The sequence below is a fragment of the Agathobaculum massiliense genome, from assembly GCF_900291975.1.
GTDB lineage: Bacteria > Bacillota > Clostridia > Oscillospirales > Butyricicoccaceae > Agathobaculum > Agathobaculum ammoniilyticum.
The window spans coordinates 1653841-1677714 of the sequence record NZ_OMPN01000001.1 but is presented as its reverse complement, the minus strand read 5'-3'; the positions used below and the strand labels follow the sequence as shown (position 1 = coordinate 1677714).

Here is a 23874-nt window from a genome sequence, read left to right as displayed (position 1 = left end):
ATGGAGTTTAAAAATCTGAAGGTATACCAGCCGGACGGCTCGTTCCGCACGGGCAGCCTGACCATTTCGGGCGACCGGATATCCGCCGCCGAGCCAACGGCGGAGGCGGTCGATATGGGCGGTCTGTACGCGGTGCCGGGTCTGGTGGACCTGCATTTCCACGGCTGCGTGGGCTATGACTTCTGCGACGGGACGCATGAGGCGATCTCCGCGATCGCCAGATACCAGGCGCAGAACGGCGTCGCAGCTATCTGTCCGGCGACCATGACCTATCCGGAGGATAAGCTTTCCGTGATCGCGGAGGCTGCCGCGAGCTACCGCACGGAGAGCAGGAACGCCGCTTTAGTGGGCATCAATATGGAGGGGCCGTTCATTTCGGAGGCCAAAAAGGGCGCCCAGAACGCGGCCTACCTGCACGCGCCGGACGCGGATATGTTCCGCCGCCTGCAGAAAAAGGCGAACGGGCTGTTCAAGCTGTGCGACCTCGCGCCCGAGCTGCCGGGCGCGATGGAAACCATCGAGGCGCTGGCGGGCGAGGTGCGCCTGTCCATCGCCCACACCGAGGCGGATTACGATACCGCGTGCGAGGCGTTTCGCCGCGGCGCGCGGCAGGTCACTCACCTGTATAACGCAATGCCGCCCCTGTCGCACCGCGCGCCCGGCGTTATCGGTGCCGCGGCCGATAACGACGAGGTCGCGGTCGAGCTGATCGCGGACGGGGTGCATATCCATCCGGCCGTGGTGCGCGCGACGTTCAAAATGTTCTGGAACCGCGTTATGCTGATTTCGGACAGCATGATGGCCACCGGCCTGGAGGATGGCGAGTACTCGCTCGGCGGGCAGGCGGTCACCGTGCGCGGCAACCGCGCGACGCTGCATGACGGTACGATCGCCGGCTCGGCCACCAACCTGCTCGACTGTGTGCGCAGCGCGGTCAAAATGGGCATACCACTGGGGCAGGCCATCCGTTCTGCCTCGACCAATCCGGCCCGCGCGATCGGCGTGCAGCACGATTATGGCTCGCTCGAGCCGGGCAAGCTCGCGAATGTTTTGCTGCTGGACGACGAGTTGAACGTCCACACACTGCTCCTGCGCGGCCAGCTGATCTGACAAAACAGACAATATCACCTCCCTGCCGAAGCGGGCCGGACCCTACAGGTCCGGCCTGCTTTTTTTGCCGCAGGGGGCGCGGCTGTGCTATAATGGGGGAAAAGGGGGCGGAAATATGTTCCATCCAATCGACCTGCAAGGCTGGGAGCAGCGGGATACCTTTACGCATTTCATGCAGGCGGGCTGCGTTTACAGCCTGACGCGGGAGCTTTGCGTCACCGCGTTCCGCCGGTACACAAAGGAAAGCGGCCTGCGCTTTTTTCCGGCGTTTACCTGGGCGGTGGCGGCGGCCGTGAACAGCCGGCCAGAGTTCCGGCTCGGCTATGACAGCGCGGGGCGGCTGGGACGCTTTGACACCGTGCATCCGGAATACACCGTGCTGTCCGAGGAGACGGGGCGGATGGACAGCCTGTGTACGGCATATACGCACCGATTCCCTGATTTTTATGCCGCGATGGTGCAGGATATCCGGCGTTTCCATATGCAAGGGCTGCGTACGGCGCCGCGGGAAAACGCCGTGCTGCTTTCCTGCGTGCCGTGGTTTTCCTATACTGAGGTTTCTTTCCGGATGAAAGACGACCGCATCTTCCTGCGCCCGTTCATTGTATGGGGCAGGCTGACCGCGTCCGGCGGCGAAACCGTACTGCCGTTTACGCTGCAGATCCATCACGCGGCGGCGGACGGGTATCACTGTCATTTGTTCTTTTGTTACTTGGAAGAGCTGCTGCGCTGTCCGGCGGAGTGGCTGGGATAGCAAAAAACCAGGCTTCCTGCATTAGCAGGAAGCCTGGTTTTTTGCTTTACAGCTTCATGATGCCCGTCACATCGAGCAGCTGCCCAACCAGGATGCAGACCACCAGGATAGGGGCGACCCAGCGGACCATGATCTCAAACAGGCGCTTGCGGTGGAACGGGAAGTTCTTTTCCACCTCGTCGGACACGGTTTTGGTGCCGACCACCCAGCCGACCAGCAGGCAGGTGAAGAACGCCACGATCGGCATGAGTACCGAGTTGGAGATAAAGTCGAAAAAGTCGAGGAACGCCATGCCGAGGATCTGGACCGAAGCCAGCGGGCCGTACCCCAGGCAGGAGGGCAGGCCGAGCAGCAGTACGAACAGGGTCACGGCGACCGTGGCCGGCCGGCGCTTCCAGTGCAGCTTGTCGCACACGATGGAGACGACGGTCTCCATCAGGGAAATGGACGAGGTCAGCGCCGCGAACAGCACCAGCAGAAAGAACACGCCGCCAATCAGATGGCCCATCCACATGCGTTCAAATACCTGCGGCAGCGTTCCGAACATCAGGCCGGGGCCGGCGTTGATGCCGGATGGGTCGCCGCCGTTGAACGCCACCACCGCCGGTACGATCATCAGACCCGCGATAAAGGCGATCGCGGTGTCGAAGATCTCGATCTGGCCGACCGAGCGCTCTAAGTTGGACTCTTTCGGCATATAGGAGCCGTAGGTAATCATAATGCCCATGGCCAGCGACATGGAATAGAACATCTGCCCCATGGCCGCCAGCACGGTTTTGCCGGAAAAGTTGCTGAAATCCGGTACGATATAGAACTTGAGGCCTTCCAGTGCGCCCTCCATGGTCAGCGAGAACACAGCCACGATGATAGACAGGATGACCAGCACGGGCATCATGAACTTGGACACCTTCTCAATGCCCTTCTCCACGCCGAGCAGCACGACCACCGCGGTCAGCAGCACATAAAGGAGGAACCAGGGCAGCGGGGTGGCGAACAGCCCCTCGCCGGCAAAGCCGATAAAGCGGTCAAAGTAGGCGCTTTCAGCCAGCAGGCTGCCGCTTCCGGACAGATAATCGGCAAAATACTTGATGACCCAGCCGCCGATGACGCAGTAGTACGGCGTGATGATAACCGGCACGAGCGAGGCGAGCCAGCCGAGGCCGGAGAACCGCTTGTCCAGCGCCTTGTACGCGCCGATGCAGGACAGGCCGGTGCGGCGGCCGATCGCGATTTCGGTGATCATCAGCGCAAAGCCGAACGTGACCGCCAGGATTAGGTAGACCAGCAGAAAGATGCCGCCGCCATACTTTGCCGCAAGATAGGGGAAGCGCCAGATGTTGCCCAGCCCCACCGCCGAGCCGGCCGCGGCGAGCACAAAGCCGATGCGGCTGGAAAAACTGCTTCTCTTTTTCTTTTCCATGTGTTGTTTTAAACTCCCTTACTACATTTCTTTCTCTGTTGCCCCATGCCGGATGCCCGACCCTGGGACGGCTCATTCCATGAGGTTGAATTCGCTCAGGTAGTGGTAGGCCTGAAGCAGGCCGGACAGGTGGTAATTGCCCACCACATCCGCGTCGCTTTGCGGCGGCGCGGGCAGCGTATCCGGCACATGCAGGCCGAGCGCGGACAGCTTTTCCGCGTTTTCCGGAGACAGGCGACCCTTTTCATCCATGGCGCACAGCGCGGTCAGCTCCTGCAGCAGGGCGTTGGCGAGCTGCTCGCAGCCGCGCAGATAGACCGCCTGCGTGCGGTGGTCCGGCAAGCGGAACACGTTCTGCTTTTCAAAGATGGAAAGCTCCTCCGCGATGCGCCCCAGCTGGCGGCTGAGCGGGGAAAGGTCCGGATACCGCCCGCAGATGACACGCGCCTCCACATAAGCGGGTACGGACTGCAGGAAATGGGTGAACTGCTCCGTGATACGCGCGCGGTTGTTGTACGGCTTGAGCGCAATGTTGACCACAAGGGCGGTGGCCAAGCCGATCGAGGTGTCCAGCAGGCGGTTGGCGCCGTAAAAAAAGGCTTCGTCCGCCGGGGACAGGCAGATGGACACGAACACGATGCACGCCAGCGGCACCGCAAACTGCAGCTTGAGCTCCACACAGAGCAGGATCAGGGCGATCAACCCCAACCCGACGCCGATATAGCGGAACCCCTCGAACAGGTTGACAAACACCGCGCCGAAGCCCGCGCCCAACAGGATGCCGAAAAACTGTGTGCGGCAGGACTGGAACGCGTCGCCCACCGTGCGGTTCATGGCGACGATTGCGCCAATGGCTGCGAAGATCGCCGCGGGCGAGGAGCGCAGATCGGCAAAAAACAGGGCCAGCGCAACCGCCAGGCCGGTCTTGACCGTCCGTAGCCCGATATGCGGCAGCAAATGTCCCACGATGGCGTCGCCTCCGGAATAGAATAATAAAAGTATTGTACCATGAAACAGACCGTTTCACAAGGCGTTTGCACACAAAAGCGCGCTGTGCTATAATAAATCCTACAGGCAGCCATAAAATAAGGAGTGTGTTCGGATGAAAACCTACCGTTTCGGTGTGCTGGGCGCGGGCAACATGGGTACCGCAATCGTGGAGGGCGCGGTGCGCGCGGGGTTGTTCCCGCCCGCGCAGGCGCTTTTGTTCAACCGCAGCGCGGAAAAACGCGAGAAAAACAGGGAAAAGGGCTTTGCGGTCACGGGGGATTATACCGAAGTGTATACGGCGTGTGATACGGTCGTGCTGGGGGTCAAGCCGCAGAATTTTGATGAGATCCTGCCGGTCCTGTCAGGGTGCCGGTGTGAAAAGCCGCTGGTGGTTTCGATCGCGGCGGGCATAACGTTTGCGAAGATCGAGCGCGCGCTCGGCGCGGATACGCCGGTTGTCCGCGTGATGCCGAACACGCCGCTCATGCTGGGCGAGGGGGCGGCGCAGCTTGTGAAAAACGCGGCCGCGACACAGGAGCAGCTTGACGCCGTGCGCGCCCTGTTCGATACCATGGGCGCGACCGCGGTGTTCGATGAGGAAAGCATGCTCAACGAGGTCATTCCTTATGCAGGCTCGGCGCCCGCCTATATTTACGCCTTCGCGGACGCGATGGTGCGCAGCGCCGTACAGCACGGCGTGCCGGAGGCGGACGCGCTCCGGATGTTCTGCCAGACCATGATCGGCTCCGCCAAAATGCTGCTGCGGGGGGACCGGACGCCCGCCGAGCTGATTGGCGCGGTCTGCTCGCCCGGCGGCACCACGGTCGAGGCGATGAAGGTGCTCGAATCGCGCGGTCTGTACGATATTTTGGCGGAAGCGTGCGATAACTGCATTGCCCGCGCATACGAACTGGGCAAATAGCCACCCTTCGCCATTGACTTTAGGTAGACCATATGGTAAAGTAAAGACAAATATTCCGCATCACTTTGAGAGGAAGTGGATACCGTGAAAAAATCGACGAAAGTAAAAACCGGGCTGCTGCTGACCAGTCTGGCCTGTGCGGCCGGCGCGACGGCGGCGCTCGTTCTGCTTCAGAAAAAGCGCGAGGAAGAAGTTTATCATGAGGCGGAGCTCAAGGCAATGGACGAGCTGGAGGAAATGATGCGCGCTGAATCCGACTGCGCCTCCTGCGCCTGCGCGGAGGAGTGCGCGGCGGCGGACGCCTCCTATCAGGACACGTTCGACGAAGAGGTGCCGGAGGAAGCGGAAGCGCCTGCGGCTGCCGAGCCGGAGGCGCCAGCGGAGGAAGATCAGGCCGAAGAAGACGAGGAATAAGGCAAAGCGGGCGGAGCCACCCTCCGCCCGTTCCTTATTGCCGGGAGAAAGGAGCGAGGGACGTGATCGAATACGAGGGACGTGTGTTCCGCCCGCCGTCAGAGGCATATAGTCTGATCATACAGGCGACGGTCGGCTGCAGCCATAATCAATGCACGTTTTGCGATATGTATAAGGAAAAGCGCTTCCGCGTGCGGCGGCTGGAGGATGTGAAAGCGGATTTCGATGAGGCGCGGCGCATGTACCGCCGCGTGGACCGCATTTTCCTTGCGGACGGCGACGCGCTGATGTGCCGTGCGGAGCATATGGCCGAGCTCCTGCGGTATATCCGCCGCCTGTTTCCTGAGTGCGAGCGGGTGACAAGCTACGGCTCGCCCGCGTCCATCCTGGTCAAAACGCAGGAGGAGCTGGACCAGCTGCACGGGCTTGGCCTGGAAATGGTCTATATGGGGCTGGAATCCGGCTCGGACGAGGTGCTGCGCCGCGTCAATAAGGGAGAAACGGTGGACGAGATCGTGCGCGCGGGCCTGATGGTGAAAAAGGCGGGCATGAAGTTGTCGGTCACCTGCATCGCGGGCCTTGGCTCGCTGGAGCTGAGCGAGGAGCACGCGATCGGGACCGCGCTGGCCCTGTCGCGCATGAAGCCGGAGTATATCGGCCTGCTGACCCTGCTGTTTGAGCTGGAAACGCCCCTGATGCGGGATTGGCGGGCAGGGCGGTTTTATCTGATGCAGCCGGTCGAGATCGCGCGGGAGACGCTCACGCTTCTGGAGCATATCGACGCCGAGGGCAGCGTGTTCCGCGCCAACCACGCCTCCAATTATGTCAACCTTGCCGGTACGCTCAACCGCGATCGGGAGGCGATGTGTCAACGCCTGCGGCAGGCATTGGCGGGCGAGGTGCAATTCCGCAACGAAGCATTTCGTGCGAGATAGCTAAAATAATTTTGCCTGTATTGTGAAAAACAGAGAAAACGCGAAATTAAGATGTTGATTTCGTTACAATTTAGAAAAAAACGAGACAACGGCGCGGAGATGTGCTATACTATTGATGATTTGGGGAAATGAAAGGCTGTTGAGCGGCCGTGCTGTTAAGAACTTGTTAAGAAAAGCGTATTCCGGCTGGAGGATTGCTAATGGATTCCGTATCCCACATTCGTGTTGCACACCTGCTGCTCGATTATGTCGAGCAGACCTGCGGCGTTACCTTTGACCAGAGCGGCTTCGTTTATGGAAACCTGAAGCCGGATTTGACAGGGACCTACCTGACCAAGCGCCATAATCCGTCGATCATGATGGACGAGGTGATGGAAAAAATCCGCGCGTTTACCGAAAAATACACCATCGGTCCGGTGAATGGACATGAGCTTTCGATTGATCTGGGCGAGATATGCCACTTTATGACCGATTTTTTCACCTATCCGCATAACGACGATATCTACGACCGCAACCTGCTGGCGCATTATGTATACGAAAAGCGCGTTGCGCTCGTGATCCGCCGCCGGATGACCGAAGCGAAATTCGAGCAGTGGGCAAGCCCGATTATCCCGCCGGCCTCGGTGGACGCTTTGATCAACCGCATCGGCGCCATGCATGACGAATACCGCGCGGCCGGCCGCCATCATGGGATTGACGACGACCTGATACATATCTGCCGGGCAACCGCAATGGTTGTGCTTTCGATCATCAGCATCGTTTACGAGCAGGTGGATGTACCCGCAACGGTCATCGCCTGATACAGACACTTTTTACACGCTGTTGCGGCAAGCGCCGTCCGGAGAGCCGGACGGCGCTTGTTTTTGCGGCGTGCGTCGGTCGCACTTCTTTTTTCCGGCGGTCCGTGCTATAATAAAGAAAAAACAATGGGAGATACTATGAAAAACGTGACGATTTATACGGACGGGGCCTGCTCCGGCAATCCAGGGCCGGGTGGCTGGGGTGCCATTTTACGGTACGGGGCGCATGAGAAGGAGCTGTCCGGCTCCGAGCCATCGACTACCAACAACCGCATGGAGCTGCTCGGCGTGATCACCGCGCTGGAAGCGCTTTCCGAGCCCTGCTCGGTCGACCTGTACTCGGACAGCAAATATGTGGTAGATGGCATCACAAAGGGCTGGGCGAAAAGCTGGCGCTCGAAAGGGTGGATCAAGGGAGATAAAAAACCGGCCAAAAATCCGGAGCTGTGGGGACGGCTGCTCGCTCTTCTCGAAAAGCATGAGGTCCGGTTCCATTGGGTGAAAGGACACGCGGATAACCCCTATAACAACCGCTGCGACGAGCTGGCGGTAAGTCAGTACCAGAAATACAAGTGATGGGAGGCCGGCCGGATGGACAGGCTGCGCGGTCTGCGGGGAGGCACCCTGCTGTTTTACTATATGTTCACGCTGTGCGCCGCGGTATACGGCCTGCGGCGGGACCTGACGGCATACAACGCCCTGCTTGCCGCTGCGGCGCTCGCCCTGCCCGCTGTGCCGTTTGCGCTTTATCGGGTCTGCCGGCTGCGGCCGGTGTACCTGCTTGAGATCGTGTTCGACTGGTTCGTGCTGGCGGCTGTGCCGTTTGCGAGCCTGTTCGGCGGGTATGAGTGGATTCCCTGCTGGGATAAGCTGTTGCACTTTTTGTCGGGCTTTCTGTTCGCCGTGTTGGGCATGGTGGTGTATTTTGCGAAAAAGCCAGGCCACGCGCTCGATCGGGCGGATGCGTTCAACGCCTCGCTGTATACCTGGATGTTCGCGGTGCTGAGCGCGGTCTTGTGGGAGATATGGGAATACGCGGTTTCCTTTTCCGGCGCGGACCCGCAGCAGGTCGCGTCCACCGGCGTGGGCGACACGATGCAGGATATGATCGTCTGCGCCGTCGGCGGGCTGCTGACCGCGCGGTCCTGCTGGCGCTACCTGCGGCACAGGGGTGAGGGGCGGCGCAAGGGCCTGATGATGAGCCTGTTTGAAGCCTATTATCGGGAGAATATCCGCAAAATATAGAAAAGACGTCCGAAGGCGAGCGCCTCCGGACGTCTTTTCGTTCTATGGCATGATCCCGATGGGGGCTTAGTCCTTCGGGGTGTTGGCTCTGTTCGAAACCTTGCCGCCATAGGTGCGCAGCAGGTTACGGACATAACCGTTGTTCTGCATAGATGCTTCGCTCATGTTGCTAAGTGCCTTTACAAACTTGTTCATATTGCGGCCTTCTTTCTTTTAAGATTTGCTTATATCATACCTTTTTTCTGGGGGAAAAACAAGAGGCTGATTGTATGAATTATACAAATTAGATAAGAAAGAATTGTGCAATTAATACAAAAATCAGCCCTCGGTGTGAATAACAGAGACCGGACAGCCGCCTGCGGCTTCCTGAGAGTCCGCTTCCTGCGCCGCGGTGTCGGGCTGGTGATAGACCTCTGCCAGACCATCTCCGGCGATGCGGAACACATCGGGACAGGTTGCTTCGCACAGGCCGCAGGAAATGCAGCCGCCGCGGTCGATCGTGACCTGCATAAACAAACACTCCTTTCTCGCACACAGTATGCGCAGAAAGGAGCGGCGTTATGAGTGGTATGTCTTGCGGGGAGAAAACGGGAAAGCTGGAAAAATCAAACAGACGCGCGTCACAGCTCGCGGCACTGGATGGCGGCCAGCGCGTCCTCGGTCGTCCGACTGCCGAGCGGGATGACGCCCATGGCCTCGGCCCGCCGGCCGACCTCGTATTTGTGCAGGTCCACGCCGCCCTCAGCGCACTGACTGATGAGATAGACGCGCGTGCCACTTCGGAGCAGCGACCGCACCGCGTCCTCCAGCCGGCGGGGGATGCCGCCCGCTCCGAACGCCTCGACCACCACCCGGGGATACCTGTGCAGGACGTTGAAAAACGAGGGCGGGAGATCGGGCGTCAGCTTGACGAGCAGAACGTCCGTGTCGATGTCCCGCACGAAGCGCGGCGTGCCGTCGCGCTTCGGCGGGTGCGCCAGCCGCACGCACCCAGCTCCGTCGATTACGCCCGCGAGCGGCGCGCCGACCGAAGTGAATGCGTCCGCTTCGAGCGAATGGCGCTTTGCGGCGTGTGGGCCGTGGATGATCTTTCCGTGCAGCACCGCCAGCACGCCGACGCAGTCCGCCGCCGCGACGCGGCATGCGTCGAGAAGGTTGCGGGGCGCGTCCGAACCCGGCGCGCCCATGGGCAGCATCGAGCCGGTCAGCACCACGGGGCGGTCGATGTTCCGCAGCACATGGTGCAGCAGCGCGGCGGTATAGGAAAGCGTGTCCGTGCCGTGGGCAATGACAAAGCCGTCGTACCGGCCTCGGTTTTCCCAGACCGCCCGCGCCATTTGCATACGGTCCGCGGCGGTCAGGTCGGTGGAGTCCAGCCGCATCAGCTCGCACACCGTGACCGCGCAGACCGTCTCCAGCGCGGGCAGCAGGCGGACAAGCGCCCCGCCGGTCAGGGTCGGGGACAGCCCGTTTGCCGTTTCACGGCACGCGATTGTGCCGCCGGTGGCGATCAAAAGCACCTTTTTCATTGATTGCCCTCCCCGCGTCCGCGGTTCACTGGTAGCTGTCCGCAAGGATGCCAATGATCTCCTCGCGGCTGAGCGGACGCGGGTCGGCGCGGAACAGACCGCCCATGGTGGCGGCCGCGTTGTCCGCGATCTTCCCGAAATCCTCCGGCCGGACGCCGTAGCCGGACAGGCGGAGCTGGTGGACGCCGCAGCGCTTCTGCAGGCCAGACAGCGCCGCCAGGAAATCCGCCGCGCCAGTAGCGCCCGTGCGCCCGAGCGCGCGCGCCAGCGCGGCCATCCGGTCGCCGGAAACCTCGGCGAACCGGCTCCAATAGGCGCGCGAAATCATAATCAGGCCCGCGCCGTGCGGCAGCGCGGGATGGAACGCGCTCAGGGCGTGTTCGATCGCATGCTCGCCCGTGCAGCTCGACAGCGTTTCGACAAAGCCGGCCAGCGTGTTGGCGAGCGCGACCTCGGCGCGGGCCTCACGGTCGCCGCCGTCATGCACGGCGGTCGCGAGCGACCGGCCGATCAGCTCGACCGCGCGGAGCGCGAACATGTCGCTCATCGGGCTGGCGGTGCGGGCGATATAGCCCTCGGCCGCGTGGAAGAACGCGTCAAAGCCCTGATAGGCGGTCAGGTGCGGCGGTACGGTCATCATAAAGTCTGGGTCCACGACCGAGATGGCGGGGAAGCACTTTTCGCCGCCCCCGCCGATCTTTTCCTCGCCGTTGGTGATGACCGTGAACGGGTCTGCCTCGGTGCCTGTGCCCGCAGTGGTCGGGATGGCGACCACCGGCAAACCGGCGTTGGCGATGCGCTTGCCGCCGCCCGTGCCGCCGTGGACATAGTCCCACCAGTCGCCGTCGTTGGTGGCCATGACAGCGGCCGCCTTGGCCGTGTCGATCGAGGAGCCGCCGCCCAGGCCGACGATGAATGAGATGTGCGCCGCGCGGCAAAGCGCCGCGCACTCGCGCACCCCTTCGATGGTCGGGTTGGGCTGTACCTTGTTGTAAACAGCCGTTTCGTGTCCGGCCTGCCGCAGCACGTCGGCCACACGGTCGACATAGCCGAGCCGTGTGGTCGACGTGCCGCCGGTGATAATCAGGCCGCAGCCCTCCGGCAGGCGCGCTTTGGCGAGCTTGCGCACGGCGCCGTTGCCGAAAAACAGGCGGGTGGGCATATAGAAGCTGAAAATATCCAACGAGAAAACCTCCCTCAAAAAAAGGGGGTCCAACGACCCCCATGCGAATGCTGCTTGCTGTACGTTTTCCGGCTGGGGCCGAAACGCACCCAACAATACAATTATAGCAAATCAGCGGAAGCGTGGGAAGAGGGAAAACGCTGAAAAGGACAAGAATGTTTTGTTTAATATAACCATGAAAAAACATAAAATAATGCTTGACGTTGTGCAAGGTTGATGATATTATAATGTCACAGAAAAGAAAAGGGCAAACACCAAGGGACGTAAAGCAGGGGCTTTACAAAGGGCGAGAACCCATTCTTATTCTGAAGGGTTGGCGTACAAAGCCAAATGATACCGGAGAAAGGGGTGAGTCCAATGGTATCAGAAGAAACATCCTACCAGTTCGCGGGACTCGCCGCGGCGCTGTGACCGAAACGATCAAGGTGATAGCTATTTATAAAAAGAGCGAGTTCCAAATTAAAAAAACGAACCGCCTGAAAAGCGCGATCGGCTTCTGATAGTAAGGAACGGCACCTGTGAGGAAGCTATCCTCGTGAAAATATATCCGTGAAAGCATACTGACGATGTAAGCGGATCGAGGCAGCAGGAAAGTAAGGTTCATGCATGAAAGAACCCTGAAGCAATGCGTTGGCGAATATGAAAATTGATCAGTACGATACCTGTAATCGCCAAAAATAGTGCGCATCCAAGAAAAAAGGCCGATGGGCATACTGATGAGTATGATGCGGCAAAAGCGGACCAGAGCACAGGACAGAGATCATATCAAAGCCTGCTGAAAATGGTTCGGGCATACAGGAATAGAATCGAACGATTGCCCGCCAGGAAGAGACGCATTTCAAAATCTGACTTGATATAGAGTTCCTGAATGTAGTTAAGGTAACAAACCGAAATGTGTTCATTACCCGAAGAACCGCAGCCGGGTGGTTCCCGTGAACGTAGGATGAAAAAGCGGACAGCAAAAAATAAAAAAGGACAGCGGGAAATATCCTGCTGAGAAAAGAGAATCTATGGAGATCTGGAAGTAAAAGGCCTCGTTCGATAGGGACGAGGCCTTTCTTGTTCGCTTTTTCCGAAACGCGGGCGTTACAGATGCGTTTCCCTTGCTTGGCCAATCATCTGGTAAAGCGCGTCGAGCGCGCCGGACAGGGTACCCACCTCGTCGATCAGGCCGAGCGTGACCGCCTGCTTGCCGGAGATGACCGTACCTACGTCCGCAGTGAGCTGTCCGGTCTCGCGCATGAGCTGTTGCAGCCGTTCGGCGGAAATGCGCGAGTGCGTGGTGATGAAATCCACGATGCGCTCCTGAATCTTGGCGAGGTATTCAAAGGCCTGCGGCACGGCGATAATGGTGCCGTTCATGCGCACCGGATGGATGGTCATGGCGGCGGAGGCAGCAATAAAGCTCTTTTTCGCAGCCACGGCGAGCGGTACGCCGATCGAATGGCCGCCGCCCAGCACAAGCGAGACCGTCGGCTTGGTCATGCCCGCGATCAGTTCGGCGATCGCCAGGCCGGCTTCCACATCGCCGCCCACGGTGTTGAGCAGGATCAGCATGCCGTCGATCTCCTCCGCCTGCTCTACCGCAGTGATCTGCGGGATCAGATGCTCGTATTTTGTGGTTTTGTTCTGCGCGGGCAGCTCCATATGCCCTTCGATCTGGCCTACGATCGTGATGCAGTGGACCGTGCCGCGCGAGGTTTTAGCCGTGATCGAGCCGGTCTCCATAATATTATTTTCTTCCGGCGCCTGGATGGATGGGTGTTCCTCCGCCATATCGCTCCTCCTTTTTGATATAAAAATCCCTACGGTAGAGTATGCTTCGCGGTGGTGGTTTTCATGCGCGGCCCGCGCGGAGCAGGGAAATATTACAGACTGTAAACAGCGGATCCGGTAGAACAGGCAGCTTTTACAAGTAAATACCGGAAGTTATCCACTTTGTACACAGAGTTATCCCCAATGCATGGTGGAAAGCTTTGTGTATAAAGTGGATTTCGTCCGCCGGAAAGGGCGTGCTGCGGCACAGAGTTTCATTATGGAAACATGTCTTGCTGTTTGCGTGGAAATTTGCTACAATATAAATGAATATCCGCAAATTCGCGGTAATAATGGAGTGAGTATGGTAATGAGCAATCCTATCGTTACGATTGAAATGGAACAGGGCGGTATCATCCGCGCGGAGCTATATCCCGAGGTCGCGCCGAATACGGTGCGCAATTTTATTTCGCTGATCCAGAAGGGCTTTTATGACGGAACGATCTTCCATCGCGTTATTCCGGGCTTTATGATCCAGGGCGGCGATCCGGAAGGCACCGGAATGGGCGGCCCGGGCTATGAAATCCGCGGCGAATTCACCGCCAACGGCTTCCAGAACGACTTGAACCACACGCGCGGCGTGCTGTCCATGGCGCGCACCGCGGTGCCGGATTCCGCGGGCAGCCAGTTCTTCATCATGACCGAGGATTCGCCGCATCTGGACGGCCAGTACGCCTCTTTCGGCATGGTGACCGAGGGCATGGATGTGGTCGACGGGATCGTGAACGCCCCGCGCGACTGGCACGACCGTCCGCGCCAGGAGCAGCGCATGCGCAAGGTGACCGTCGATACGCTGGGCGTGGCGTACGAGGCGCCTGAAACCCTGTAAACGGAAAGAAGGGGAATGGTATTGTATTATACCAACAAAGAGATTTTCGTCCTTTCCGCGGTCGGCTGTATGGATACCGAGCCGGATGGGCTGGAGTCCATCCTGGCAGGGAATGAGGAGGGCGCAAAAGGCTGCTGTCTGTCGGTTGATATGACCGCGGACGGTATCGCGGTGCTGTCGTCAGACGGGTACTGCGTGGCGAACGACGGAACGCGGTTGAGCATCACGGATTACAGCTACGCGGAGCTGCACCAGGCGGCACCGCAGCTTGTCCCCGCCGGACAGGCGATCGAGCTGGCGCGCACCTGCCGGGCAAAAATCGCGATCACGGTACATAACCAGACGCTTCTGCCGCAGCTCCGCATCACCCTGCGCCATTCCGAATGGCTGGACAATACGATCTTTGTCGGCCTGGGCCTGGTGGAGGCGGCGCGCATCGCAGTCGCTAACCCTGACCTGCACATCATGGGCGAGCTGCCCGCGCTGCCGGACAATATAGACGCGCTGGTGCGCGCGGCGCAGACGACCGGCCTGTTCGGCCTGCGCGCGGCGGCGGGCGACCTGACGCCGGCGCTGCTCTCGGCCTGCCGGAGGGCGGGGCTGTTCACCATGAGCCTGCCGACAAATGACGAGCGCACGCTGGCAGGGCTGATCCGCAGCGGCGTCAACTTTATTGAAACGGCGCGGCCGGATATTACGTCCATGCTGCTGCCGGCGGGCGAGGCGGAGCCGCACCAGATCCCGCTAATGCGGTTTTGATCCCTGTTTGTTGATAAAACCCCCGGAAAAGCTGTTCCGGGGGTTTGTTGCGTTTTTATTATGTCTGATTTCCCACCGCCCGATGTAAGACGCATTTGGCAAGCAGGACGGCTGCCGCAAGGACTAGGGCGCTGATGGTGAGCCAAAGCGGTATCGGCGTTTGGAGCTGTGTCCTGCAATATACCGAGCACAGCAGGAACAGCAGGCCAATGGCTTCGAGCAGTCTGGACAGAAATCGGTCTGCCTGCTTGAGATGGCTGCGCTTGTCTGCCCGTGTGTGCTTTGCCATCCCGAGGATGTCAGTCAGCACCTCTGCGGCCTCGGTGTGGCGGACAGTCTCGGCGGGAATTCGCCGTCCCTGCATCAACTCCAGCACGCTGACGTCCAGCGCCGCCGCAAGCGGTTCGATGAGGCTGATATCCGGCAGGCCCGCGCCCCGTTCCCACTTGCTGACCGCTTTATCAGTCACATGCAGCCTGGCCGCCAGCTCTGCCTGTGTCATGTTCCGCTCCCGACGTACCGCGGCGATAAAAACGCCTGTTTTTATTGCATCCATTGCTATATCCTCCTTTTGGGGAAAAGTATACCGTATCAGACAGCCTGGTGCAACCGACGCAAAGTTGAGGCAGTATTAGCGGCGTTCTACGGTGCGTCGATGCGTTGTTGAGCGGTAAAATGCGGGGGAGAGGCTTTCCCTTATCTATCTTTTGTGTTATAATAAAACGGTATATATCCATTTATCCCGATATTTGAAAGGAGCCGCGGCTGTGGCTGACATTTCCGTACAAAATCTCACCAAATATTACGGCGACCGCCTCATCCTACAGGATATTTCCTTTGATATCCAGCCAGGGGAAAAGGTCGCCATTCTGGGCGCGAACGGCGCGGGCAAGACCACCCTGCTTAATATCCTCACCGGCCGCCTGCCCTATGACGGGGGGCATGTTTCGCTTGGCGCGGGCAAGAACGCGGGCGTGATCGACCAGATGCCGGATTTCCCGCCGGAATCCACGGTCGAGGATGTGCTGCGCCTGGCTTTCCGCGAATCCGACGAGGTCGCCGCCGCGATGGACGCGCTGACCGATGAGATGGCCCGCAAGCCGGAAGACGCCTCGCTGCTCAAACGCTACGCCCAGCTTGAAACCCGTCTGGAGCTCCTCGGCGGCTACAACCGTGATTTTGAGATCGACCGTGTGTGCAACGGTCTGGAAATCCCCGCAGCCATGCGCGCGCAGCCGTTCGCGTTGCTCTCGGGCGGCGAAAAGACGCGCATCAACCTGGCGCGCATCATCCTGGAGCAGACCGACATTCTGCTGCTGGACGAGCCGACCAACCATCTGGACATGGACGCGGTCGATTGGCTGGGCAGTTACCTCGAGTCCTATCGCGGCACGGTGATGATTATTTCGCACGACCGCTGGTTCATTGACCAGTGCTGCGACCGTGTGATCGAGATTCACGACTGCACCTGCGAGTTCTACAACGGCAACTACTCCTATTACGCGGTCGAGCGCGAACGCCGCCGCGAGGAACAGCTCAAGCATCACGAGCACGAGCTGGCCGAGAAAAAACGGCTGGAAGCGGTCGCCCGCATCATGCACGAGCACGGCACCGAGCATTTGGCCAAGCGCGCCGCCTCAATCGAAAAGCGCATCGCGCGCATGACCGTAACCGACCGCCCGAAAAAGGACAAAAAGCTGACCGTCACCTTCGGCGACCCGAACTACGAGACCGAAGAAGTGTTAAAGGTTCGGGATATTACAAAGAGTTATGAAGGGCGTGAAATATTACACGGTATCAGCTTCAACATCCGCAACCGCGAGAAAGTCGCCCTGCTGGGCGCAAACGGCGCGGGCAAGACCACCCTGCTCAGGATCCTGCTGGGGGAGGAAACGCCGGACGAGGGTACGATCCGCAAGGGCGTGGGCCTGAAGCCTGCCTATCTGCCGCAGCAGGTGCATTTCGCCAACCCACACCGCAACCTGATCGACACGCTGATCTATGACAAGAACGTGTCCATGCAGGTCGCGCGCAACCGGCTGGGCTCGTTCCAGTTCACGGGCGAAACGCAGATGAAAACGGTCGATATGCTGTCCGGCGGCGAAAAAAGCCGCCTGCGCCTGTGCGAGCTGATGTACGACCCCCTGAATTTCCTCATTCTGGACGAGCCGACCAACCACCTCGACCTTGCCAGCCGCGAGTGGATCGAAGAGGCGGTGGAGGCGTTCGACGGCACGCTGCTGTTCGTCTCGCACGACCGGTACTTCGTCGAGCGGTTCGCCACCCGCGTGCTGTATCTGGAAAACGGGCGGCTGACCGACTTCATCGGCTCGTATTCCGACTTTTTGAAATTCCGTGAACGGGGCGAGCTGCCCGAGGCGCCTGCCTCCGCGCCGGCCCCCAGGCGGAAAAAGCCCGATGCGCCGACGCTGGACGACGTACCCCGTCCGCCGGAAAAACCCAAGCGCACCGGCGGCACCAAAAACCTGCAAAAGCAACTCAGCGCGCTCGAACGTGAAATTTCCCAGCTCGAGCTGCAGTCGGCCGAGTTGGAGCAGCAGATGATCGACGCGTCCTCGGACTCGGCGCGGCTACTCGAACTGATGACCAAAAAGGAGCAATGCGACGAGTCGCTCGCCGCGAAAATGGACGAATGGGAGGCCGTGGCCGCCGAGCTGGAGGAGCTGCAGCAATGAGCGAACGGAAGATCTGGCTCGCGCTGGCGGCGGTGTTCGCTGCGGGCGGCGTGGTGCAGCTACCCTGGGCGCCCTCGCGGTTCGGCGGCGTGTTTTTCCTTACGCTGGCCGCCGGCTGCGCGGGCGAATGGCTGATGCTGCGCCTGCGGGAGCGGCACAGGGTATGCCGCGTGCTGTCCGTTGTGGGACGTGTGCTGTTCGGCTTGTTCGTAGTATCGTTCGTCGCGGTGCAGGGCGTCATCCTGCACGGGATGCGCGCCGATCCGGAAGCCGGAGACGCGGATTACCTGCTGGTGCTGGGCGCGCGGGTGTATGAGGACGGCCGTCCGTCCGCGGCGCTGGCCGCACGGCTGGATACGGCGTATGATTTCCTGCAGGCGCACCCCGAGGCTACCGCCATCCTGTGCGGCGGGCAGGGGAGCAACGAGCCGTGTCCGGAGGCGGAGGCGATGTATGATTACCTGACCGCCAGAGGCATGAACGCGGACCGTCTGCTGCTCGAGGACGAATCCAACAATACGATACAGAACATTGAAAACGCCCGTGCCCTGATCGGGGACGGACACAGGACCGCGGTGGTGACGAGCGATTACCACCTTGCACGCGCCCGCGTGCTGATGGTGCGCGGTGGGTTGGACGCGGCCGGCATCCCCGCGCCGACGCCCTATCCGGCGCAGCGCGTGGCGGTGCATTGTCGGGAGTATTGCTCCATCCTGGGGCTGATGCTCACCGGCAGGTGGCAGGGCGGCACGGGAAAGGATATGCCGGCCGCGTAAGGCGGCGGAATCGGAAAGGAACCTGTTATGTTTGACAAACTGAACGCTCTTGCGCAGCGCATGGACGAGCTGGAGGCCCGTCTCGCCGAGCCGGGCCTGTATGACGACCCCAGCCGCGCGGCCAAGCTCCTCAAGGAGCGCAACGAGCTGGAACCGATCATCCAGACGTTCCGCGCCTGCCAAAAGGCACGGCGGGCGCAGGAGGACGCGCTGGATATGCTGTCCGATCCGGATATGAAGGAACTGGCGCAGGAGGAGCTGCAGCAGGCCAAGGCTGATATCGCGCGGCTGGAGGACGAGCTGAAGCTCCTGCTCCTGCCCAAGGACCCGAATGACAACAAGAACATTTTTGTCGAGATCCGCGGCGGCGCGGGCGGCGAGGAAAGTGCTCTGTTCGCCGCCGACCTGTACCGCATGTACACCATGTACGCGGATAAGCGCGGCTGGCAGACCGAGGTGATGAGCGCGTCCGAAACCGAGCTGGGCGGCTATAAGGAGATCGTGTTCCGCGTGGCGGGCGATAAGGTGTATTCCCGCCTGAAATTTGAGAGCGGCGTACACCGCGTCCAGCGCGTGCCGGAAACCGAGTCGCAGGGCCGCGTACACACTTCGACCACCACGGTGGCCGTGCTGCCCGAGGCCGAGGAGGTGGATTTTTACATCGACCCCAAGGACCTGCGCATCGACACGTTCCGGTCATCCGGCGCAGGCGGCCAGCATATCAATAAAACATCCTCGGCCATCCGCGTGACCCATATCCCGACGAACACGGTGGTCGAATGTCAGGACGAGCGCAGCCAGCACAAGAACAAGGATAAGGCGCTGCGCGTGCTGCGCGCCCGTCTGTACGAAGCCGAGGAGGAAAAGCAGAAGGCCGCGATCGCCGCGGACCGCAGAAGCCAGGTCGGCACGGGCGACCGTTCGGAGCGCATCCGCACCTATAACTTTCCGGAAAACCGTGTGTCCGACCACCGCATCAAGCTGACGCTCTACAAGCTCGACCAATTCCTGAACGGGGATATGGACGAGATACTCGACGCCCTGATCGCCGCCGACACGGCTGAAAAGCTCAAGGCGCAGGGCGAAGCATGATCCCTGGAAAGGAGAATCCCAATGAACGAAATTTCTGCCCTTTGGCAGTCCGCGCCATGGCTGGTGGTGGGCGGCGCGCTGGTGCTGATCAACATTGTGCTGCTGCTCCTGAAGCTGACCCGCAAGCTGATCTTTCTGGCGGCCGGTGCGCTGCTGATCGCGGTCGGCATCTATACGGGCGTGATTGACGCGCCCGTCGGCCTGCTGGCGCTGCCGTTTTTCGCGATTTAACAGCGCGGTTACAAATCTCCGCTTTGCCGCTGCTATAATGAGGGCAGGAGAGATCGCTATGGGACTTGGCGCTGTATTCCGGCCTTGGGCTGACGCTGCTCGGCATCCTGGTGTTTCTGGCGGGGAGTATCCTGCTGTTCGCGGGCGTGCTGCTGCTGGGCGGGGGCGTTTGGCAGGCGAACGGCTTTTTCGGCCTTGGCCTCGGCGTGCCGCGCGATTTTACCGCGGAAAACTGGGCGAAGACCGCGCCGGACTATACCGACTCGCCGGAGCTGCTGGCCTACATCATTGACATGCCGTTTGACGAGTCCACCCTGGATATTTACCTGCAAAATGGTCGCGTCACAGGAACGGACCGCACACTGGAGCATTAAATTTCCCACTGATGGAAGTGTAATTGATGAAAACAAGCATACTTTCCCCACAATTTGATAAAGATGCCATAAGGATCGCCGCAGACCTGATTCGGCGGGGTGAAGTGGTGGGGATGCCCACGGAAACCGTGTACGGGCTGGCGGCAAACGCCCTGAATGGGGAAGCGGTGGCGAAAATCTTCCGCGCCAAGGGACGGCCGCAGGATAATCCGCTGATCGTCCACATCGCGGATTTTAATCAGATTTCCGATTTGTGTCCCGCGGTGCCGCCGCAGGCAGTGGCGCTGGCCGAAGCGTTCTGGCCCGGGCCGCTGACCATGATCGTACCCAAAGGGAGCTGCATTCCAAACGAGGTATCGTGCGGGCTGGACACGGTGGGTATCCGTCTTCCGTCGCACCCGCTGGCGCGCGCGCTCATCCGTGCGGCGGGCGTGCCGCTGGCCGCCCCCTCCGCAAACACCTCCGGCCGCCCCTCGACCACTACGGCGGCACACGTCCTGTGCGATTTGGACGGCAAGATCGCTGCGATTTTGGATGGCGGGCCGTGCGGCGTGGGCGTGGAATCCACGGTCGTCACTCTCGCGCTGGACAAGCCGCGCCTGCTGCGGCCGGGCGGCGTGACGCTCGAACAGCTCCGTGCCGTGCTGGGCGAGGTCGAGGTCGACCGCGCGCTGTATGAGAAGATAGGGGATGAGGTCAGGGTGTCCGCGCCCGGCATGAAATACCGCCACTATGCCCCGAAAGCGCCGGTAACGGTTGTGCGGGGCGACCCACAACACACGGCGCAGTATATTAAAGAGCATATCAGCGGCCCCACTGGTGTGCTGTGCTTTGATGAATACAGGGAGTGCTTCCCTACCTGCGTGGTGGAGTGCTTCGGTTCCCAAGCCGACCTCGCGGCGCAGGCGCGCGAGGTGTTCGACCGCTTGCGGGCGTTCGACGAAACCGACGTCCGGCAGATCTGGGCGCAGTGTCCGTCTGACGAGGGGCTGGGGTTGGCGGTAGCAAACCGCATTAAAAAGGCGGCGGGTTTCGCGGTGATCGAGCTTTGAGTGGGGTGCATATCCAGCCAGGGGGTGTGGGATAATGAAAATCATAGGCTTGACCGGCGGCAGCGGCACGGGCAAAGGCACGGTCGCCGCGCGGATGCGCGAACAGGGCGCGGGCTGGGTGGACGCGGACGCGGTCTACCGCCGCCTGTGTGCGGAAAACCGCGAGATGCTCGCGGCGCTGGACGCGGCGTTCGGCGGCGTGTTGGATGGAACCGGCGCGCTCGACCGCCCGAAGCTGGCGCGGCTCGTATTTTCCGATCCCGACCGGCTGCGCGAGCTGAACCGTATCACGAACCCCTATATCCGCGCCGCGTCGCGCGCGGCCATACAGGCGCAGGCCGCCTGCCCGATCGTGTTGTACGACGCGCCGACCCTGTTTGAGGCGGGCGCGGACGATCTGTGCGAAAAGACGGTCGGCGTGCTGGCGGATACCGAAACGCGTGTGCGGCGCGTGATGGCCCGCGACGGCATTTCCGAGCAGGCCGCGCGCGCGCGCATCCTTGCCCAGCCGGACGATGGCTTTTACCGCGCCCGCTGCGACCATATCTTGGAAAACAACGGCGACCTCGCCGCGCTCTGGCGGGAAACCGATGCTTTATATACCATTTTGAGCAAAGGAGAACGAAAATGACCTCTGAACAGCTTTTTTATGACAAGAAAACCGGCTTCGACCGGCTGACCGGCAGCGACAAAAAGAACATCCAGTCCTATGCCGGGGACTACAAGAAATTTCTGGACGAAGCCAAGACCGAGCGCGACGCGGTCAAGGAAATGGTTCGTCTGGCGGAGGCCAAGGGTTTCCGCGCATGGACGCGGGATGATACCGTCAAGCCTGGCGACAAGCTCTACCAGGTCAACCGTCACAAAGGGATCACGCTGGCCGTGATCGGCAAAAAGAGCCTCAAGGAGGGCGTGCGTCTGACCGCTGCCCATCTGGACGCGCCGCGTGTGGATATCCGCACTGTGCCGCTGTACGAGGACGGCGGCATGGCCTTTTTCAAGACCCACTATTACGGCGGCATCAAAAAGTACCAGTGGACCGCCATTCCGCTCGAGCTGCGCGGCGTGGTGTGCGTTTGCCACAACGGGCAAATGAAAACAGTCGAGGTGCGCATCGGCGACAAGCCGGAGGACCCCAGGTTCGTCATCACCGATCTGCTGCCCCATCTGGCCTCTGAGCAGATGACCAAAAAGGCGACCGAGGTTGTTAAGGGCGAGGGCCTGAACGTGCTGGTCGGCTCGGTGCCGAGCGGGACCGTGGACGAGAAATGCGGCGAGAAGATCAAACTTGCGGTCATGGAATACCTGAATAAGCAGTACGGCATGGTGGAAGCGGACTTCCTCTCCGCCGAGCTGTGCTGCGTGCCTGCCTTCCCCGCATGCGACATTGGCTTTGACCGTTCGTTTGTCGGCGCTTACGGCCACGACGACCGCGTGTGCTCCTACACCGCAGCGACTGCGCTGCTCGATCTCAAAACCACGCCCGCGCACACCTGCGTCTGCCTGCTGGTGGACAAGGAGGAAACCGGCTCGGACGGTGTAACCGGCATGCAGTCGCGCGCGTTCGATACCTTCATGGCCGACCTGTGCCGTGCGCAGGGCGCGCTGGTGGAGGAATGCTATGAAAACTCGGTGTGCCTGTCCGCAGACGTATGCAACGCCTTTGACCCCAACTTCCCTGAGGTGTCTGAAAAGCGCAACGATGCCCGCGCCAACTGCGGCTTTGCGCTGGTCAAATATACGGGCGCGCGCGGCAAGTCCGGCACGTCGGACGCGACCGCCGAGCTGATGGCGCGCATCCGCTGCATTTTTGACAAGGCGGGCGTGGTCTGGCAGACAGGCCAGCTCGGTAAGGTCGATCAGGGCGGCGGCGGCACAGTGGCGATGTACCTGGCCAACCGCAACATCGATACGGTGGACGCGGGCGTACCCGTGCTTTCCATGCACGCGCCGTTCGAGGTGATCGCCAAGCTCGACCTGTATATGGCCTACAAGGGCTTCGGGGCGTTCTATAAGGACTGAGACGGAAAACGCACAAGACGGCGGCCGGATACCGGCCGCCGTTTTTATTACACCTCTGTTACATTTTGCAGGCGGGCGCGGGACGCCGTGTTATAATAGGGAGCAGCTAAGGAAAATAACAGCTTCCAAAAGGAGGATTTATAAAAATGACATTCAAACAGGTGCTTTCGTTTTTTTTGACCGGCGCGACGGTGCTGTCCATGTCGGCCACCGCACTGGCGGCGGACACCGCGTCCGACGCGGCGGAGGATACGGGCGCCAATACGGTGGTGGATGGGCTGGAGACTGCCCTGCCGGCCGACGTGGCCGATACCGCGTGGTATGCGCCGGCGGTCCACTATGTGCTGGAGGAGGGACTGATGGATCTTGCCGCGCCGGTGGACGCGGGCTTCTGGCCGCTGCACGCGGTCAGCCGTCAGGCGGTTGCGGACGCGCTCTACCGTGATGCCAAAAACAGGGACGAAAAGCTGACAGCGGGCGCCGCGGGCATGGGCATCCGCGAGATGGCCGACTACGCGGATATCGGTCAGGACTACTATCCGGCGATGACTTTCTGCTTTGACGCAGGCATCCTCACCGGCGACGACGAGAAACGCCTGCGCCCTGGGAAAACGGTTTCCCGCGAGGAGTTCGCGGTGATGCTGACGCGCTACCTCGGCCTGCTGGAGGAGAACGGCCTGACCGAAACTGTGCCGGGCGACGGCATGGCCGTGCAGGAGTTCACCGACGCTTCGCAGATCTCGGATTGGGCGGCGGACAGCGTTGCGTTCTGCCTGAAGAATGGGCTGATGAACGGCAACACGGACGGTTCGTTCGCTCCGCAGGGCAATGTGCTTCGCGCGGAACTAGCGCAGGTTTTGAGAAACATCGCCTCGGATGCCGGCCGGTAAGACAACCCCAAAAGAAAAACCGCTGTATCCGGGTGG

General features: G+C 60.6%; 28 protein-coding genes. 20 read left to right on the top strand and 8 right to left on the bottom strand.

Features of this window, described 5'->3' with window-relative positions:
- On the top strand, positions 1–1110 hold the full coding sequence (nagA, locus tag DBQ51_RS08615) for an N-acetylglucosamine-6-phosphate deacetylase (protein WP_054328029.1): 1110 nt from the start codon (positions 1–3) through the stop codon (positions 1108–1110).
- A 115-nt stretch (positions 1111–1225) separates the two neighbouring features.
- Positions 1226–1864: a CatA-like O-acetyltransferase gene (locus DBQ51_RS08610; RefSeq protein ID WP_107631302.1), complete on the top strand. Its 639-nt coding sequence runs from the start codon at positions 1226–1228 to the stop codon at positions 1862–1864.
- Positions 1865–1910: 46 nt separating this feature from the next.
- On the opposite strand, the gene DBQ51_RS08605 is transcribed toward DBQ51_RS08610, so the two are convergent.
- Together DBQ51_RS08605 and DBQ51_RS08600 are read right to left on the bottom strand one after the other, a co-directional pair.
- Complete coding sequence (locus DBQ51_RS08605) at positions 1911–3284, bottom strand: sodium-dependent transporter (protein WP_107631301.1); 1374 nt, start codon at positions 3282–3284, stop codon at positions 1911–1913.
- 72 nt (positions 3285–3356) lie between these two features.
- Entirely contained in the window at positions 3357–4250 is an 894-nt protein-coding gene (locus DBQ51_RS08600) for an FUSC family protein (RefSeq protein ID WP_159068127.1), read from the bottom strand.
- Between the two features lie 136 nt (positions 4251–4386).
- On the opposite strand from DBQ51_RS08600, the gene proC reads away from it, so the two are divergent.
- The 6 genes from proC (at position 4387) to DBQ51_RS08570 (ending at position 8590) form a co-directional block, all read left to right on the top strand.
- A complete protein-coding gene (proC, locus tag DBQ51_RS08595) occupies positions 4387–5196 on the top strand; it encodes a pyrroline-5-carboxylate reductase (RefSeq protein ID WP_107631299.1) in 810 nt (269 codons plus the stop codon).
- An 84-nt stretch (positions 5197–5280) separates the two neighbouring features.
- Complete coding sequence (locus tag DBQ51_RS08590; protein ID WP_107631298.1) at positions 5281–5610, top strand: hypothetical protein; 330 nt, start codon at positions 5281–5283, stop codon at positions 5608–5610.
- Between the two features lie 62 nt (positions 5611–5672).
- Positions 5673–6545 carry a radical SAM protein gene (locus DBQ51_RS08585; RefSeq protein WP_107631297.1) on the top strand — a complete coding sequence of 291 codons (873 nt, stop codon included), beginning with the start codon at positions 5673–5675 and terminating at the stop codon, positions 6543–6545.
- Between the two features lie 200 nt (positions 6546–6745).
- Positions 6746–7345, top strand: a complete 600-nt coding sequence (locus DBQ51_RS08580; protein WP_054328022.1) for a zinc dependent phospholipase C family protein — start codon at positions 6746–6748, stop codon at positions 7343–7345.
- A gap of 138 nt (positions 7346–7483) precedes the next feature.
- Positions 7484–7921, top strand: a complete 438-nt coding sequence (gene rnhA / locus DBQ51_RS08575; protein ID WP_054328040.1) for a ribonuclease HI — start codon at positions 7484–7486, stop codon at positions 7919–7921.
- Between the two features lie 15 nt (positions 7922–7936).
- Positions 7937–8590: a hypothetical protein gene (locus DBQ51_RS08570; RefSeq protein ID WP_107631296.1), complete on the top strand. Its 654-nt coding sequence runs from the start codon at positions 7937–7939 to the stop codon at positions 8588–8590.
- 66 nt (positions 8591–8656) lie between these two features.
- Here the strand turns inward: DBQ51_RS08570 and DBQ51_RS17360 are convergent, their stop codons facing one another.
- The 4 genes from DBQ51_RS17360 to DBQ51_RS08555 all read right to left on the bottom strand — a co-directional run bounded on the left by DBQ51_RS17360 (position 8657) and on the right by DBQ51_RS08555 (position 11281).
- Entirely contained in the window at positions 8657–8785 is a 129-nt protein-coding gene (locus DBQ51_RS17360) for a hypothetical protein (RefSeq protein ID WP_256435208.1), read from the bottom strand.
- A gap of 123 nt (positions 8786–8908) precedes the next feature.
- Positions 8909–9100 carry a ferredoxin gene (locus DBQ51_RS08565; RefSeq protein WP_054328020.1) on the bottom strand — a complete coding sequence of 64 codons (192 nt, stop codon included), beginning with the start codon at positions 9098–9100 and terminating at the stop codon, positions 8909–8911.
- A 110-nt stretch (positions 9101–9210) separates the two neighbouring features.
- The gene (locus tag DBQ51_RS08560) at positions 9211–10119 is read right to left on the bottom strand and encodes an asparaginase (protein WP_107631295.1); all 909 of its coding nucleotides are present in this window, start codon (positions 10117–10119) and stop codon (positions 9211–9213) included.
- A 25-nt stretch (positions 10120–10144) separates the two neighbouring features.
- Positions 10145–11281, bottom strand: coding sequence for an iron-containing alcohol dehydrogenase (locus DBQ51_RS08555; RefSeq protein WP_107632157.1), 1137 nt, complete (start codon positions 11279–11281; stop codon positions 10145–10147).
- A gap of 248 nt (positions 11282–11529) precedes the next feature.
- Here DBQ51_RS08555 and DBQ51_RS08550 point away from each other — a divergent pair, with 248 nt between their 5' ends.
- Positions 11530–11802, top strand: coding sequence for a hypothetical protein (locus DBQ51_RS08550; protein ID WP_107631294.1), 273 nt, complete (start codon positions 11530–11532; stop codon positions 11800–11802).
- Between the two features lie 586 nt (positions 11803–12388).
- On the opposite strand, the gene DBQ51_RS08545 is transcribed toward DBQ51_RS08550, so the two are convergent.
- Entirely contained in the window at positions 12389–13078 is a 690-nt protein-coding gene (locus DBQ51_RS08545; protein ID WP_107631293.1) for a ClpP family protease, read from the bottom strand.
- A gap of 349 nt (positions 13079–13427) precedes the next feature.
- Here DBQ51_RS08545 and DBQ51_RS08540 point away from each other — a divergent pair, with 349 nt between their 5' ends.
- Together DBQ51_RS08540 and DBQ51_RS08535 are read left to right on the top strand one after the other, a co-directional pair.
- Positions 13428–13946, top strand: a complete 519-nt coding sequence (locus DBQ51_RS08540) for a peptidylprolyl isomerase (protein ID WP_054328039.1) — start codon at positions 13428–13430, stop codon at positions 13944–13946.
- 15 nt (positions 13947–13961) lie between these two features.
- Positions 13962–14705, top strand: a complete 744-nt coding sequence (locus tag DBQ51_RS08535) for a hypothetical protein (protein WP_107631292.1) — start codon at positions 13962–13964, stop codon at positions 14703–14705.
- A gap of 58 nt (positions 14706–14763) precedes the next feature.
- On the opposite strand, the gene DBQ51_RS08530 is transcribed toward DBQ51_RS08535, so the two are convergent.
- On the bottom strand, positions 14764–15261 hold the full coding sequence (locus DBQ51_RS08530) for a helix-turn-helix domain-containing protein (protein WP_107631291.1): 498 nt from the start codon (positions 15259–15261) through the stop codon (positions 14764–14766).
- A 211-nt stretch (positions 15262–15472) separates the two neighbouring features.
- On the opposite strand from DBQ51_RS08530, the gene DBQ51_RS08525 reads away from it, so the two are divergent.
- From DBQ51_RS08525 to DBQ51_RS08485, 9 genes are all read left to right on the top strand, one after another.
- Positions 15473–17401, top strand: a complete 1929-nt coding sequence (locus DBQ51_RS08525; RefSeq protein WP_107631290.1) for an ABC-F family ATP-binding cassette domain-containing protein — start codon at positions 15473–15475, stop codon at positions 17399–17401.
- Positions 17398–18177, top strand: coding sequence for a YdcF family protein (locus tag DBQ51_RS08520; RefSeq protein ID WP_159068126.1), 780 nt, complete (start codon positions 17398–17400; stop codon positions 18175–18177). Before DBQ51_RS08525 ends, DBQ51_RS08520 begins: the two co-directional genes overlap by 4 nt.
- A 27-nt stretch (positions 18178–18204) precedes the next feature.
- Complete coding sequence (prfA, locus tag DBQ51_RS08515; protein WP_107631288.1) at positions 18205–19269, top strand: peptide chain release factor 1; 1065 nt, start codon at positions 18205–18207, stop codon at positions 19267–19269.
- Positions 19270–19290: 21 nt separating this feature from the next.
- Positions 19291–19500, top strand: coding sequence for a hypothetical protein (locus tag DBQ51_RS08510; protein WP_054328011.1), 210 nt, complete (start codon positions 19291–19293; stop codon positions 19498–19500).
- A 65-nt stretch (positions 19501–19565) separates the two neighbouring features.
- The gene (locus DBQ51_RS08505; RefSeq protein ID WP_054328010.1) at positions 19566–19874 is read left to right on the top strand and encodes a hypothetical protein; all 309 of its coding nucleotides are present in this window, start codon (positions 19566–19568) and stop codon (positions 19872–19874) included.
- Positions 19875–19900: 26 nt separating this feature from the next.
- Positions 19901–20926 (top strand): L-threonylcarbamoyladenylate synthase, encoded by a 1026-nt coding sequence (locus DBQ51_RS08500; protein WP_054328009.1) that lies wholly within the window; start codon positions 19901–19903, stop codon positions 20924–20926.
- A 34-nt stretch (positions 20927–20960) separates the two neighbouring features.
- Positions 20961–21557 (top strand): dephospho-CoA kinase, encoded by a 597-nt coding sequence (coaE, locus tag DBQ51_RS08495; RefSeq protein ID WP_054328008.1) that lies wholly within the window; start codon positions 20961–20963, stop codon positions 21555–21557.
- A complete protein-coding gene (locus DBQ51_RS08490) occupies positions 21554–22948 on the top strand; it encodes an aminopeptidase (RefSeq protein WP_107631287.1) in 1395 nt (464 codons plus the stop codon). The genes coaE and DBQ51_RS08490 overlap by 4 nt, the downstream gene beginning before the upstream one ends.
- 146 nt (positions 22949–23094) lie before the next feature.
- Positions 23095–23838 carry an S-layer homology domain-containing protein gene (locus DBQ51_RS08485; RefSeq protein ID WP_107631286.1) on the top strand — a complete coding sequence of 248 codons (744 nt, stop codon included), beginning with the start codon at positions 23095–23097 and terminating at the stop codon, positions 23836–23838.
- The last annotated feature ends 36 nt before the right edge of the window (positions 23839–23874 follow it).

Excerpts from the sequence above, each read along its gene's own strand:
- DBQ51_RS08555 (WP_107632157.1), bottom strand. The coding sequence starts at position 11,281 with ATGCCCACCCGCCTGTTTTTCGGCAACGGCGCCGTGCGCAAGCTCGCC.
- DBQ51_RS08605 (WP_107631301.1), bottom strand. The coding sequence starts at position 3,284 with ATGGAAAAGAAAAAGAGAAGCAGTTTTTCCAGCCGCATCGGCTTTGTG.
- DBQ51_RS08550 (WP_107631294.1), top strand. The coding sequence starts at position 11,530 with ATGTCACAGAAAAGAAAAGGGCAAACACCAAGGGACGTAAAGCAGGGG.
- DBQ51_RS08570 (WP_107631296.1), top strand. The coding sequence starts at position 7,937 with ATGGACAGGCTGCGCGGTCTGCGGGGAGGCACCCTGCTGTTTTACTAT.
- DBQ51_RS08485 (WP_107631286.1), top strand. The coding sequence starts at position 23,095 with ATGACATTCAAACAGGTGCTTTCGTTTTTTTTGACCGGCGCGACGGTG.
- nagA (WP_054328029.1), top strand. The coding sequence starts at position 1 with ATGGAGTTTAAAAATCTGAAGGTATACCAGCCGGACGGCTCGTTCCGC.
- proC (WP_107631299.1), top strand. The coding sequence starts at position 4,387 with ATGAAAACCTACCGTTTCGGTGTGCTGGGCGCGGGCAACATGGGTACC.
- DBQ51_RS08535 (WP_107631292.1), top strand. The coding sequence starts at position 13,962 with ATGGTATTGTATTATACCAACAAAGAGATTTTCGTCCTTTCCGCGGTC.
- DBQ51_RS08530 (WP_107631291.1), bottom strand. The coding sequence starts at position 15,261 with ATGGATGCAATAAAAACAGGCGTTTTTATCGCCGCGGTACGTCGGGAG.
- DBQ51_RS08560 (WP_107631295.1), bottom strand. The coding sequence starts at position 10,119 with ATGAAAAAGGTGCTTTTGATCGCCACCGGCGGCACAATCGCGTGCCGT.
- DBQ51_RS17360 (WP_256435208.1), bottom strand. The coding sequence starts at position 8,785 with ATGAACAAGTTTGTAAAGGCACTTAGCAACATGAGCGAAGCATCTATG.
- rnhA (WP_054328040.1), top strand. The coding sequence starts at position 7,484 with ATGAAAAACGTGACGATTTATACGGACGGGGCCTGCTCCGGCAATCCA.
- DBQ51_RS08520 (WP_159068126.1), top strand. The coding sequence starts at position 17,398 with ATGAGCGAACGGAAGATCTGGCTCGCGCTGGCGGCGGTGTTCGCTGCG.
- DBQ51_RS08510 (WP_054328011.1), top strand. The coding sequence starts at position 19,291 with ATGAACGAAATTTCTGCCCTTTGGCAGTCCGCGCCATGGCTGGTGGTG.
- DBQ51_RS08500 (WP_054328009.1), top strand. The coding sequence starts at position 19,901 with ATGAAAACAAGCATACTTTCCCCACAATTTGATAAAGATGCCATAAGG.
- DBQ51_RS08565 (WP_054328020.1), bottom strand. The coding sequence starts at position 9,100 with ATGCAGGTCACGATCGACCGCGGCGGCTGCATTTCCTGCGGCCTGTGC.
- DBQ51_RS08490 (WP_107631287.1), top strand. The coding sequence starts at position 21,554 with ATGACCTCTGAACAGCTTTTTTATGACAAGAAAACCGGCTTCGACCGG.
- DBQ51_RS08545 (WP_107631293.1), bottom strand. The coding sequence starts at position 13,078 with ATGGCGGAGGAACACCCATCCATCCAGGCGCCGGAAGAAAATAATATT.
- DBQ51_RS08610 (WP_107631302.1), top strand. The coding sequence starts at position 1,226 with ATGTTCCATCCAATCGACCTGCAAGGCTGGGAGCAGCGGGATACCTTT.
- prfA (WP_107631288.1), top strand. The coding sequence starts at position 18,205 with ATGTTTGACAAACTGAACGCTCTTGCGCAGCGCATGGACGAGCTGGAG.
- DBQ51_RS08540 (WP_054328039.1), top strand. The coding sequence starts at position 13,428 with ATGAGCAATCCTATCGTTACGATTGAAATGGAACAGGGCGGTATCATC.
- DBQ51_RS08580 (WP_054328022.1), top strand. The coding sequence starts at position 6,746 with ATGGATTCCGTATCCCACATTCGTGTTGCACACCTGCTGCTCGATTAT.
- coaE (WP_054328008.1), top strand. The coding sequence starts at position 20,961 with ATGAAAATCATAGGCTTGACCGGCGGCAGCGGCACGGGCAAAGGCACG.